This is a genomic window from Virgibacillus doumboii, from assembly GCF_902806455.1.
GTDB lineage: Bacteria > Bacillota > Bacilli > Bacillales > Amphibacillaceae > Lentibacillus > Lentibacillus doumboii.
In genome coordinates this window covers 234,323-246,074 of record NZ_CADCWQ010000002.1, presented here as the reverse complement: position 1 = coordinate 246,074, position 11,752 = coordinate 234,323, and the positions used below count along the sequence as shown (strand labels likewise).

Annotated in this window: 15 protein-coding genes and 2 other annotated features; all 15 genes read right to left on the bottom strand. The window is 41.0% G+C overall.

Going from position 1 to position 11,752, the window contains the following annotated elements; translation table 11 throughout:
• Window positions 1-168: 168 nt before the first annotated feature.
• The 15 genes from G6R02_RS17490 to gltX all read right to left on the bottom strand — a co-directional run bounded on the left by G6R02_RS17490 (window position 169) and on the right by gltX (window position 11,377).
• Complete coding sequence (locus G6R02_RS17490) at window positions 169-771, bottom strand: class I SAM-dependent methyltransferase (protein ID WP_164670668.1); 603 nt, start codon at window positions 769-771, stop codon at window positions 169-171.
• A 617-nt stretch (window positions 772-1,388) separates the two neighbouring features.
• Complete coding sequence (rplL, locus tag G6R02_RS17485; protein ID WP_164670667.1) at window positions 1,389-1,754, bottom strand: 50S ribosomal protein L7/L12; 366 nt, start codon at window positions 1,752-1,754, stop codon at window positions 1,389-1,391.
• 65 nt (window positions 1,755-1,819) lie between these two features.
• Window positions 1,820-2,326 (bottom strand): 50S ribosomal protein L10, encoded by a 507-nt coding sequence (gene rplJ / locus G6R02_RS17480; protein WP_164671111.1) that lies wholly within the window; start codon window positions 2,324-2,326, stop codon window positions 1,820-1,822.
• A 32-nt stretch (window positions 2,327-2,358) separates the two neighbouring features.
• Window positions 2,359-2,507: a sequence feature (ribosomal protein L10 leader region), on the bottom strand.
• A 51-nt stretch (window positions 2,508-2,558) separates the two neighbouring features.
• Window positions 2,559-3,254 carry a 50S ribosomal protein L1 gene (rplA, locus tag G6R02_RS17475; protein ID WP_164670666.1) on the bottom strand — a complete coding sequence of 232 codons (696 nt, stop codon included), beginning with the start codon at window positions 3,252-3,254 and terminating at the stop codon, window positions 2,559-2,561.
• A 135-nt stretch (window positions 3,255-3,389) separates the two neighbouring features.
• Window positions 3,390-3,815 carry a 50S ribosomal protein L11 gene (rplK, locus tag G6R02_RS17470; RefSeq protein WP_164670665.1) on the bottom strand — a complete coding sequence of 142 codons (426 nt, stop codon included), beginning with the start codon at window positions 3,813-3,815 and terminating at the stop codon, window positions 3,390-3,392.
• A gap of 158 nt (window positions 3,816-3,973) precedes the next feature.
• Entirely contained in the window at window positions 3,974-4,507 is a 534-nt protein-coding gene (nusG, locus tag G6R02_RS17465; RefSeq protein ID WP_164670664.1) for a transcription termination/antitermination protein NusG, read from the bottom strand.
• Window positions 4,508-4,665: 158 nt separating this feature from the next.
• Window positions 4,666-4,839, bottom strand: a complete 174-nt coding sequence (secE, locus tag G6R02_RS17460; protein ID WP_164670663.1) for a preprotein translocase subunit SecE — start codon at window positions 4,837-4,839, stop codon at window positions 4,666-4,668.
• 33 nt (window positions 4,840-4,872) lie between these two features.
• Window positions 4,873-5,031: a 50S ribosomal protein L33 gene (rpmG, locus tag G6R02_RS17455; RefSeq protein ID WP_425509073.1), complete on the bottom strand. Its 159-nt coding sequence runs from the start codon at window positions 5,029-5,031 to the stop codon at window positions 4,873-4,875.
• Between the two features lie 61 nt (window positions 5,032-5,092).
• Complete coding sequence (gene sigH / locus G6R02_RS17450) at window positions 5,093-5,746, bottom strand: RNA polymerase sporulation sigma factor SigH (protein WP_164670661.1); 654 nt, start codon at window positions 5,744-5,746, stop codon at window positions 5,093-5,095.
• 97 nt (window positions 5,747-5,843) lie between these two features.
• Window positions 5,844-6,353, bottom strand: a complete 510-nt coding sequence (locus G6R02_RS17445) for an NYN domain-containing protein (protein WP_164670660.1) — start codon at window positions 6,351-6,353, stop codon at window positions 5,844-5,846.
• Between the two features lie 2 nt (window positions 6,354-6,355).
• Entirely contained in the window at window positions 6,356-7,099 is a 744-nt protein-coding gene (gene rlmB, locus G6R02_RS17440; RefSeq protein WP_164670659.1) for a 23S rRNA (guanosine(2251)-2'-O)-methyltransferase RlmB, read from the bottom strand.
• Between the two features lie 2 nt (window positions 7,100-7,101).
• Window positions 7,102-7,500 carry a Mini-ribonuclease 3 gene (locus G6R02_RS17435; protein ID WP_164670658.1) on the bottom strand — a complete coding sequence of 133 codons (399 nt, stop codon included), beginning with the start codon at window positions 7,498-7,500 and terminating at the stop codon, window positions 7,102-7,104.
• Window positions 7,490-8,902, bottom strand: coding sequence for a cysteine--tRNA ligase (cysS, locus tag G6R02_RS17430; RefSeq protein WP_164670657.1), 1,413 nt, complete (start codon window positions 8,900-8,902; stop codon window positions 7,490-7,492). Before cysS ends, G6R02_RS17435 begins: the two co-directional genes overlap by 11 nt.
• Window positions 8,883-9,551, bottom strand: a complete 669-nt coding sequence (gene cysE, locus G6R02_RS17425; protein ID WP_164670656.1) for a serine O-acetyltransferase — start codon at window positions 9,549-9,551, stop codon at window positions 8,883-8,885. The genes cysS and cysE overlap by 20 nt, the downstream gene beginning before the upstream one ends.
• A gap of 82 nt (window positions 9,552-9,633) precedes the next feature.
• Window positions 9,634-9,848, bottom strand: a binding site (T-box leader).
• Window positions 9,849-9,907: 59 nt separating this feature from the next.
• Entirely contained in the window at window positions 9,908-11,377 is a 1,470-nt protein-coding gene (gene gltX, locus G6R02_RS17420; protein ID WP_164670655.1) for a glutamate--tRNA ligase, read from the bottom strand.
• Window positions 11,378-11,752: the final 375 nt, after the last annotated feature.

Sequence of the window (11,752 nt, the reverse complement as noted above, 5' to 3'; positions counted from 1 at the left end):
TCATATAGAAAATAAACAGAAATAGTTTCGATCATTTTATTTTTTCGATTTTACCATTGTCTCCGATTACCAGTGAATTATACGTTTCACTTTTTTAATGAAAATTCCTCTTGACAAAGGAAGTCCCATGTTAGCATTTTACTATATTATCATACCTGATTTATAAGGTCAAACTTTTGTTGCCCGAAATATAAAATATCCTTTGTTACGAGCAATTACCTCAACATTTCCGAATAACTCATGCAGTTTATCCTTAGCTGATGGGGCACCTTGCTTCTTCTGGATTACTACCCATAACTGACCTTGATCCAAAAGGGCGCCTTTACTGTCTTCAAACATTTGATGGACTAATTTCTTCCCTGCCCTTATCGGCGGGTTTGTAAGAATGGCAGCAAATGAACGGTTCGTTATATTACTGAACCTGTCACTTAACACAAATTCGGTATTTTCCACGTTATTATGTTTGGCGTTTTGCTCGGCTAGTTCAATTGCACGTTCATTAATGTCTGCCATGACGACAGTTCGATCATTATAACAATCCGCCAGCGTAATACCGATTGGGCCATATCCGCAACCAAGGTCCAAAAAATCACCTGCAATCGCCGGCTCCACAAATTGTTCTATCAATAAACGCGAACCATAATCCACTTCATTTTTTGAAAAAACACCATAGTCGCTTTCAAATGTATACTTATTGCCTCGTAGTTGATAATTCCATTTCTTAGGTGAACTTTTAGATAGAGGTTTTTTCGAAAAGTAATGCTCTGTCATAGGGCACCTGCTTTTTGCTTAGGATCTTTTCGTAAATTTTGTTGCTTTTTAACCTAGTAGTTGATATAAACAGCAACGTAACTGCTGGACTGTTTTCTAAAGTACGTCCACTTCTCACCCAGCCGTCCGGAATCGCTGCAGGCGGATGCTTTCCGCGGGCACGGCCTCAGCCTCCTCAGAAGAAAACCACTTCTTGCGGGGTCTTCGGACTCGTGCTGTTCCCGCTGGAGTCACCGCCCTCCGCTCACCCGGACTGTGAAGTGGTATCATGCGTATTTTTTCACGATTTCTACTCCAACCAATGGTTCATAAACGTAACCAGCGGAGGAAATACACGGAGACTCCTGTGGGAGCAGAGGCTCATCAGCCGCCCACGGCTAAGAAGACACTGCGAAAACGCACTTTTTGAAGAGATGTCGCCTTTGTACCCGGAGGTGTGAAAGCGAAGTGTATTTCCGCAGCGGCGGATTAACACTCATATAAGGTCACGTCGCAGTTTATATCTTTTGTGCCAAAAACAACAACCTATACGAAAACAGCTTTTGCATATTATGAAGGTAAATATATAGAGAGCCCGTCGTAAATCCGACGAGCTCTTTTATCTTTATAAAATGATATTACTTAACTTCTACAGTTGCGCCTGCTTCTTCTAGTTGACCTTTAATTTCTTCAGCATCTTCTTTGGAAATGCCTTCTTTAACTGCTTTAGGTGCGTTATCAACTAAGTCTTTTGCGTCTTTAAGACCAAGGCCAGTGATTTCGCGAACAGCTTTAACAACTTTAATTTTTGAAGCGCCGGCATCCTGAAGTTCTACATCAAATTCAGTTTTTTCTTCAGCAGCTTCTTCACCGCCGCCTCCACCAGCTACAGCAACTGGAGCTGCAGCAGTTACTCCAAATTCTTCTTCAATAGCTTTTACAAGATCGTTTAGATCTAAAACAGACATTTCTTTAATCGCATCAATGATTTGTTCTTTCGTCATGATTTTATTCCTCCATTTTTCATATTAATTGTATTTTACCGAAATTCAGTTACACGAATTGAAACTTACGCACCTTGTTCTTCTTTTTGTTCTGCAACAGCTTTTGCAGCATATGCAAAGTTACGTACAGGTGCTTGCAGTACGCTAAGCAACATAGAAACCATGCCGTCGTAGTTTGGAAGGCTTGCAAGTTCCTTGATTTGTTCAAGTGATGCAATTTCACCTTCAATTACGCCGCCTTTAATTTCCAACGCTTCATGTTCTTTAGCAAAGTTATTCAAAATTTTAGCTGGTGCCACTACGTCTTCATTACTGAATGCTACAGCAGTTGGGCCAACTAACGTTTCAGATAACTCACCTAGTTCAGCAGCATCGGCAGCACGACGTGTCATTGAGTTTTTATAAACTTTGAAGTCAATGTTAGCCTCACGAAGCTGTTTACGCAGTTCTGTTACCTCAGCCACATCCAAGCCACGATAATCAACCAGCAATGTAGACTGACTATCACGGAATTTGTCTGCAATCTCTTGTACAAGTTGTTTCTTTTGCTCAACAATATTGGTATTTGCCATTGTTCCACCTCCTGTTTTTACGTTTATCATACCGGACAAAATGAAAACCTCCATGTAGACATGGAGGTTTTCTATTACAAATGAGCAAAGCTTCGGATCATCTCATCTGCTTTAAAACACCTCGGCGGGATATTAAGCGATCACTCGCACCTGCTGTCTACGGTATAACGTATTCATATTTATAACGCAATACAGTATATCTGATTGTTTCCTGTAAGTCAACAGTCAATTATTATTTAACGTAGCTTGAAATATCTACTCTGATTCCAGGTCCCATTGTTGAAGTCACAGATGCATTGCGCATGTAAACACCTTTTGCCGCTTGTGGCTTAGCTTTTACAAGTGCTTCTGTCATAGCTTCAAAGTTATCAACTAACTTTTCATTGTCGAAAGAGATTTTACCAATTGGAACATGGATATTCGCTGATTTATCTACACGATATTCCACTTTACCAGCTTTAATATCGTTAACAGCTTTTTCAATTTCGAAAGTTACTGTTCCGGTTTTAGGGTTAGGCATTAGTCCTTTTGGTCCTAAAACACGGCCAAGTTTACCAACTTCGGCCATCATGTCCGGAGTCGCAACAATCACATCAAATTCAAACCATCCCTGATTAATTTTATTAATTAAGTCTTGTTCGCCTACATAGTCTGCACCGGCTGCTTCAGCTTCTTTTGCCTTATCACCCTTTGCAAATACCAGTACACGTTGTGTCTTACCAGTACCATGCGGCAATACAAAAGCTCCGCGAATCTGCTGATCTGCTTTCTTAGGATCCACTCCTAAACGAAATGCAGCTTCCACAGTTTCATCGAAGTTTGCTTTTGCTGTTTCTTTTAACAAAGCAACAGCTTCTGTTACTTCATATGATTTCGAACGATCAACAAGCTTTGTAGCTTCTTGATATCTTTTACTTTTTTTAGCCATTTCATTTCCTCCTCAAGTTGTGGTTTTAGCGGTTTGACCTCCCACTTATAAAAGCAACCATGCTTTTACTCGAAAAAGATTGCGAAAGATGTGTTCTAAGCTTTCGCAATCGTACTTATTAATATCTCTCAGACATTAATCTTCAATCGTGATGCCCATGCTGCGTGCAGTTCCTTCAACCATGCGCATTGCTGCATCTACGTCAGCTGCATTTAAATCAGGCATTTTTGTTTCCGCAATCTCTTTTACTTTATCGCGTTTAACAGTAGCGACTTTATTACGGTTTGGTTCTCCTGAAGCAGTGTCAATCCCAGCTGCTTTTTTCAATAAAACAGCAGCAGGCGGAGTTTTTGTAATAAATGTAAATGAACGGTCTTCAAATACCGTAATTTCAACCGGAATAATCATACCAGCTTGATCTTGCGTACGTGCGTTAAATTCCTTACAGAATCCCATGATATTAACACCTGCTTGACCTAATGCAGGTCCTACTGGTGGTGCCGGGTTCGCTTTCCCTGCTGGAATTTGCAATTTAACTAACTTGATTACTTTTTTAGCCACGAGACACACCTCCTTAAAGTCCGTGATGTGGTAATAGGGTTTTCCCCTCCCACTCATTATTAGCCATTACTGCCCCGAATTTCTCGAAGCCATAAATAACAAAAGAATTTTAGCATGAATTATAAAATTATGCAAGGTTTTGTTGTATTCTTTCGTATCTACAGTTTTTCAACCTGAGAGAAGTCCAGTTCAACCGGTGTCTCACGGCCAAACATATTTACATGTACTTTAACTTTTTGCTTATCAGCATCAATATGCTCAATTGTCCCGGTGAAATTAGTGAACGGTCCATCGGTAACACGAACATTTTCTTTTAATTCAAAGTCAATTTGTGTAACAGGTTCCGATACTCCCATACGTTTGAGTACTGCATCCACTTCATCAGGCAGCAGTGCAGTAGGCTTCGTCCCGTGTCCGCTTGAGCCTACAAACCCGGTTACACCAGGAGTATTTCGGACCACATACCAGGAGTCGTCAGTCATGACCATTTCGGCCAGGACATAACCGGGGAAGAATTTCTTCTTAACCACTTTCTTCTTGCCATTTTTGATCTCGGTTTCTTCATCTTCCGGAACGAGGACGCGAAAGATTTTATCATCCATCCCCATCGTTTCCACACGCTTTTCCAAATTTGTTTTCACCTTGTTTTCATACCCCGAATACGTATGAATAGCAAACCAGTTTTTTTCCATTCGAACAGGACAATTTACTTGCCCTTCCCTCCCTTAACTAAAAAACTTAATAGGTACCTTTTATCCCATGTAAATTTCCGCAATATTAAAAAACCCGTTAACCCGGGTTTTTAATCAAAATATTATATTTCATTATAGCATAATTATAGCATTTTTATTCAAAATAATTCCAATATCTGTGTAATTCCAAGGTCGATTAGTGTAAAGAATATGGTTACAAAAACAACTGTAGTAATTACAGTGATCGTATAACTGGTTAACTCACGACCTTTTGGCCAGCTGACCTTTTTCATCTCTCTGGAAACATTTTTGAAAAATTGAATGAGTTTCATGCTTGTACCCCCAAACTCCACGCGAAAATACTATTATTTCGTCTCACGGTGCAATGTATGTTTTCCACATGTTTTACAATATTTTTGTACTTCCAGTCGTACAGCCTGTGTGGATACATTTTTGGTTGTCGAATAATTTCTGCTTGAACAAATTGCACACGCTAAAGTTATCTTTTTATTCAATCGTACCACCCCATTAGAGGGTTTTTTTCCTCATATTAATGTAGCACGGTTAACATGATGTGTCAACGACTCATTTAATACTGGCGCCATTCTCTTCAAGCAATTGCTCCAGTTTGCGCTTTACGCGCTGAAGCGCATTGTCAATTGATTTGACATGACGTTTTAAAAGAACAGAGATTTCCTGGTAGGTACATCCATCCAAATACAGATGCAGCACTTTCTTTTCTAACTCGCTTAACAATTCAGACAGTTTACCTTCCATATCACCGAATTTTTCTCTGTTTACCAGTAATTCCTGTGGATCGATTGCTTTTGACCCTGCAACAACATCCAGTAATGTACGGTCAGATTCTTCATCATAGATTGGTTTATCAAGGGAAACATACGAATTAAGCGGTATGTGTTTTTGCCTGGTAGCCGTTTTAATAGCCGTAATAATTTGCCTGGTCACACACAGTTCGGCAAATGCCTTAAATGATGAGAGCTTGTCCCCATCATAATCACGAATCGCCTTATAGAGTCCTATCATCCCTTCTTGAATAATATCCTCTCTATCAGCACCGACAATGAAATAGGTTCGCGCTTTTGCCCGAACAAAATTAATATATTTATGTATTAAGAAATCCAGTGCTTGACTATTCCCCTGATGGATAAAGCGGATAATTTCATCATCATCAAGCATTTTAAAGCTATTAACATCTGTCTCTGCCAGCTTGACACTCACCAAGAATGACCCCCCGACTACAGTGTAGTCAACTTAAACGTATTATACAGTAAGCGCTTTAATATAGTCAACACGGTAATTGGCGAAATAGAGGACTTTAATGCTGCCCCCTTCGCCATTTTTCGAATTTTTCCAGCACATCCTTACGCAAAGGTATTTTCGTTTGCGGCTTGATTTTTTTGTGCTCCTCTATTCTATCTTCTATTTCTCTTTCAATGTCCTGTAATTCAATAGATAACTCTCTGGCTGATTTTCGTAATGCTCCGCGCCCAAATATAGTACGCTGCTCCGCATAGTCCGAGGTTGCAACATATACCTGGTTTTGTACATTTTTTAAATCCTTAACAAGCTTTTCAATACACTCATCTGCTGTTTCATTTTCTTTCGTGTAGATTATTTCAACTTTATATGAATTAAGTTTGCTTTCGATCCCTTTAACATAATACGCATCAAATACTACGATAACCCGGTACCCGGAGTACCCCTGATACTCAGCCATTAATTCCACTAAACGATCGCGTGCCTGTCCGATCTCTTTTTCTTTAAGTCTTTGCAGTTCTTCCCATGCTCCGATAATATTGTATCCATCAACGACTAAGATAACCATGACTATTCACCAAGTGGAAACCTTTTTCGATATACCTCATACAACAGTAAGCTGCATGCAACAGAAGCATTCAGGGAGGAAACATGTCCCGTCATAGGAAGACTAATGGTCCAGTCGCATTTTTCTTTAACGAGCCTGCTCATACCTTTTCCTTCATTCCCTATCACAACGGCAATCGGCAGTGCGCCATCAAGTGCGCGGTAGTCCTCGGTGCCGTCTGCTTCTGTCCCAACAACCCATACGTTACGGTCCTTCAGTTCATCAATCGTGTTTGCAATATTGGTAACCCGGGCAACCGGAATATGTTCCAGTGCACCTGCTGCGGTTTTTGCAACAGTTGCTGTAAGACCAACTGATCGACGCTTTGGAATGATAATACCATGAGCACCGGTTGCATCTGCCGTCCGTAAAATAGAACCGAGATTATGCGGATCTTCAAGCTCGTCCAAAATAATGAAAAAAGCTTCCTCGTTTTTGGATTCTGCCTTTTGAAACAAATCCTCCAGTGTTGCATATTGGTAGGGAGCAACATAAGCTAAGACACCCTGATGATTTCCATTCGCTAGTTGATCCAGCTTATGTTTCGGAACCTTTTGAAGTATTGTGCCCGCTTTTTTACTAAGGTTCTGCAACTTTCCGAATGATTGCTTATTCAGTTGCTCCGTCACTAATACCTTGTTCACCGATCTACCTGACTTTAATGCTTCAATTACTGGATTTTTGCCAATAATAATTTCCTGGTCCATCGTCACCCTTTCCTCCCTTCACTGAATTGAATTGCGTAAGATATCAGTTCGTTCAGCCTGTCTGTATCTTTCTGCAAATAATGATAACCAATCAATGCCTCAAAAGCTGTGCTATAACGATACGTTTGCACATCTGTGTTTTTGGGGATTGTGCCGGATTTGGCATTCCTGCCCCGGAACACAATCCGCTCCTCTTCTTCAGTAAGATACTTGGACTCAAGCCAATATAATACAACAGCAGCCTGTCGTTTTGCTGATACAAAACGAACTGCACTCCGATGTAATTGATTCGGTTTCACTTTTCCGCTTTGCAGTAAATACTCTCTCACATGGACTTCGTAAACAGCATCACCCATGTAGGCAAGTGCCAGGCTTTTCATCTGTTTTACGTCAATATTCATTGCTCGCTCGTTTCCACCGGGTTCCCTGAGGTGTATCCTCCAAAATGATACCTTGTTCTTTTAAGCTGTCACGGATTTCATCAGCCCGATTAAAATCACGATTTTTTCTTGCTTCCACTCGTTCCTGCAATAATGCGTCAATTTCTTCATCAAGCAGTTCCTCTTCCTGTTCTATCTGAACTCCGAACACTTCCATTAATGATGTAATTGCCGTCTGAAACGCTTCGATTACTTTTGTGGAGGTGTGTTTTTCCTGCAAGTAAAGGTTGGCTTCTTTTGTTATGTCGAATAGAACTGAAATCCCATTTGCTGTGTTGAAGTCATCATCCATCGCATCTTCAAATTGTTTGTTAAACTGGTTTACTTTCTCAAACCAATGATCCTCAGCTTCATCCATATTCATACTCGTTTGCTTGCGATGCTCCAAATTAAAGAACGCATTTTGAATCCGTTCCAGACTATTTTTAGCACCTTCCAATAATTCTTCAGTAAAATTGATCGGATTATGGTAATGAACACTCAGCATAAAGAAGCGAACCACTTTCGGATCATGCTGTTTGATGACATCCCTTGTTAATACAAAGTTTCCGAGGGATTTGGACATTTTTTCATTATCAATATTAATGTACCCATTATGCATCCAATATTTCGCAAAGGATTTCCCTGTCATTGCTTCCGATTGGGCAATTTCATTTTCATGATGCGGAAACGTCAGATCCTGTCCGCCTGCATGAATATCAATGGTTTCACCAAGATATTTCTTTACCATCGCCGAGCATTCGATATGCCAGCCCGGCCGCCCTTGACCCCATGGTGAGTTCCAGGCAATTTCTGAGTCCTTTGCTTTTTTCCATAATGCAAAATCAAGTGGATCCTCTTTTTTCTCGCCAACCTGAATTCGTGCACCTGAGCGCAGTTCATCAATCGATTGATGAGATAATTTCCCGTATCCTTCAAAGGAACGCGGTTTAAAATATACATCCCCATCAACCTCATATGCATGCCCTTTTTCAATTAACGTTGAAATAAACGTTATGATGTCATCCATCGTTTCCGTTACACGGGGATTATAGGTTGCCTTTTTTACACCCAATGCACCTACATCCTCCAGGTAAGCATCAATAAAGCGATTTGCTACATCTGATACTTCTTCATTCAATTCATTGGCTGCTTTAATGATTTTATCGTCGACATCGGTAAAATTTAATACGTAATCCACCTGAAATCCTTTGTACTCCAGATACCTGCGTACTGTATCAAATACGATGGCAGGCCGGGCGTTCCCGATATGAATATAATTGTATACAGTCGGGCCGCAAACATACATACTCACTTTACCTTCTTCAAGCGGCTTAAACGCTTCTTTTTGCCGGGTTAATGTATTATAGATCGTTATTGACATTATCTTTCACTTCCTTCAATTTGGCTAATTCCTCATTTAATAAGTCAATTTCTTTTTGCAGGCGGTCACAACGGTCTGCTACAGGGTCAGGCAATTTATGATGATCCAGGTTTTTGCGGACCTTTTCACCGTTTTGTTTTACAACCCGGCCCGGAACTCCTACAACAGTTGAGTGATCCGGGACATCTTTTAATACGACTGACCCGCCGCCAACTTTTGAACTTTCTCCAATTGTTATGTTACCAAGTACTTTGGCACCTGTAGAAATCATTGCATTGTTTTTTACTGTAGGGTGACGTTTCCCTTTTTCTTTACCGGTTCCTCCCAGTGTGACTCCTTGAAAAATAGTAACATTATCACCGATTTCACAAGTCTCACCAATGACTACTCCCATGCCATGGTCGATAAAAAATTTCCTGCCTATTTTTGCTCCGGGATGGATTTCTATCCCGGTAAAAAACCTGCTTACCTGTGAGATGACACGGGCGATAAAAAACAATCGCCTATTGAAGAGAAGATGAGCAATGCGATGCGACCAGATGGCATGCAGGCCTGAATATGTTAAGCATACTTCAAAATAAGTTCGTGCTGCAGGATCCTGTTCAAATACGACATCCATATCTTCCTTTATCCGTTTGAAAAACCCCATGATGGTAATGCCTCCCCTCTGTTCTCTGGAATGTTTAAATCCGTTTCTTATTACAAAAAATAAGCGTCTCTGTGCAGTAATACACAGAGACGCTTATGCGCGGTTCCACTCTGTTTGGGGCGTAAGCTTACCCCCAACTCAAGCTCTGGTAACGGTAGAGTACCGCCGTTATATACTATCTTCCATAACGGGCTCAAAGGTGCATTTCAAAAACGGTACTTAGAATCGCTCGCAGCCGGTGACGATTCTCTCTGGGTAAGTCACTCGTTTTTTACTTCTCCTTATCAACGCTCGGTTTTTGATACGTACAATATTGTATTAACACTATATTATATTTAATTACGAATGTGAACTAATTAAGCTCCTAATTGTTTTAAAACTTTATCCAGACGGCTTAAAACAACATCTTTTCCAAGGAGTTCGATTGCCAGCGGGAGCTCGGGACCGTGTGCTTGTCCGGTTGTTGCAACACGAATCGGCATGAACAACCTTTTTCCCCGGTGACCTGTCTCTTTTTGTGTCGCTTTGATTTGACCTTTGATAGAGTCCTTTGTAAAGTCATCCAAATGGATCAATTTATCAGCGAAAACCTGCAGGACTTCAGGCACCTGCTCCTCCTTCAGGATATCCATTGCGCCCTCATCATAGCTGATTGACTCATGGAAAAACAGTTCGGTTAATTCAACAATTTCCGCTCCATAACGAAGCTGTTCCTGGTAAAGGGCAATTACTTTTTCTGCCCATTCCCTTGTCGTTTCATCCATATCCTCGGACAATCTTCCTGCTTCAATCAGGTGCGGCATTGCCAGGTCAATAACGTGATCAAGGTCAGATGCTTTTATATACTCATTGTTCATCCACTTTAATTTATGGCGGTCAAAAATAGCCGCTGATGTTGATAGACGGTCCGGATCAAAAATCTCAATTAATTTGTCACGGCTGAAAATCTCTTCTTCGCCAACAGGTGACCATCCAAGCAGCGTGATAAAGTTAAACAACGCCTCTGGTAAGTAGCCCAGATTACGATACTGCTCAATAAACTGCAAAATATGCTCATCACGCTTACTTAACTTCTTGCGCTCCTCATTGAGGATTAACGTCATATGACCAAAATACGGCGCTTCCCATCCAAAGGCATCATATACCATCATTTGCTTCGGCGTATTTGAAATATGTTCCTCGCCACGCAGGACATGGGTGATGTTCATCAAATGGTCATCGATCGCAACAGCGAAATTGTATGTTGGTGTACCGTTTTTCTTCACAATAACCCAGTCACCGAAATCACTGGATTCAAACGTTATGTTACCTCTTACAATGTCGTTGAACGTATACGTTTCATTGTCAGGAACCCGCATCCGGATACTTGGTTTACGTCCTTCCTGTTCAAACTGTGCAATTTCTTCTTCCGTCAAATTACGATGAGCACCGGAATACTTCGGAACCTGTCCCTTGGCACGCTGCTCTTCACGTTCTTTTTCCAATTCTTCTTCCGTCATGTAGCACTTATAAGCTAACCCTTTTTCCAATAATTCATCTACATATTTTTGATATAAGTCAAGCCGCTCCATCTGACGGTAAGGTCCAAAATCCCCGCCGACGTCAGCTCCTTCATCCCATTCAATACCAAGCCATTTTAAATACATCAGCTGGCTTTCTTCTCCGCCTTCAATATTTCGCTTTTCATCCGTATCCTCGATACGTATAATAAATTTTCCATCAAAATGTTTTGCATATAAGTAATTAAATAATGCCGTACGCGCGTTTCCAATATGCAAATTACCTGTTGGACTTGGCGCATAACGAACACGAACCTGATTTGTCATGGTGGTACTCCTTTCTATTAAGCAATTTCGTATAGATTCTTGTTGATTTGACACAAAAGATATAAAATGCAGCGTAACTGTAAAAGAATAATTGAGTGCTATAACACCGCTGCGGAAATACACCGGGGGCGGCTGTTGAGCCCACTTCGTGCTAGCGCACTACGTAGTCTCACCGATGCCTTTCCTCCCCCAGGAGTCTCCGTGTATTTCCTCCGCTGGTTATTGTTCACTTTATTTGATATGCTGTGATGAAATATAAGTAAGATTCTATAATACCAGCAGCTGGAATAAGCGAGACTCCTGGGGGAAGAACAAGCTAGCCGAAACCCCACAAGCGAGGTACGAGCTGAGGAGGGCTCGACACAAGACCTTAGG

Excerpts from the sequence above, each read along its gene's own strand:
- G6R02_RS17435 (WP_164670658.1), bottom strand. The coding sequence starts at position 7,500 with ATGAATATTGACGTAAAACAGATGAAAAGCCTGGCACTTGCCTACATG.
- cysS (WP_164670657.1), bottom strand. The coding sequence starts at position 8,902 with ATGTCAATAACGATCTATAATACATTAACCCGGCAAAAAGAAGCGTTT.
- G6R02_RS17490 (WP_164670668.1), bottom strand. The coding sequence starts at position 771 with ATGACAGAGCATTACTTTTCGAAAAAACCTCTATCTAAAAGTTCACCT.
- gltX (WP_164670655.1), bottom strand. The coding sequence starts at position 11,377 with ATGACAAATCAGGTTCGTGTTCGTTATGCGCCAAGTCCAACAGGTAAT.
- secE (WP_164670663.1), bottom strand. The coding sequence starts at position 4,839 with ATGAAACTCATTCAATTTTTCAAAAATGTTTCCAGAGAGATGAAAAAG.
- rplJ (WP_164671111.1), bottom strand. The coding sequence starts at position 2,326 with ATGGCAAATACCAATATTGTTGAGCAAAAGAAACAACTTGTACAAGAG.
- cysE (WP_164670656.1), bottom strand. The coding sequence starts at position 9,551 with ATGGGGTTTTTCAAACGGATAAAGGAAGATATGGATGTCGTATTTGAA.
- rplL (WP_164670667.1), bottom strand. The coding sequence starts at position 1,754 with ATGACGAAAGAACAAATCATTGATGCGATTAAAGAAATGTCTGTTTTA.
- rplA (WP_164670666.1), bottom strand. The coding sequence starts at position 3,254 with ATGGCTAAAAAAAGTAAAAGATATCAAGAAGCTACAAAGCTTGTTGAT.
- rlmB (WP_164670659.1), bottom strand. The coding sequence starts at position 7,099 with ATGGACCAGGAAATTATTATTGGCAAAAATCCAGTAATTGAAGCATTA.
- nusG (WP_164670664.1), bottom strand. The coding sequence starts at position 4,507 with ATGGAAAAAAACTGGTTTGCTATTCATACGTATTCGGGGTATGAAAAC.
- G6R02_RS17445 (WP_164670660.1), bottom strand. The coding sequence starts at position 6,353 with ATGGTTATCTTAGTCGTTGATGGATACAATATTATCGGAGCATGGGAA.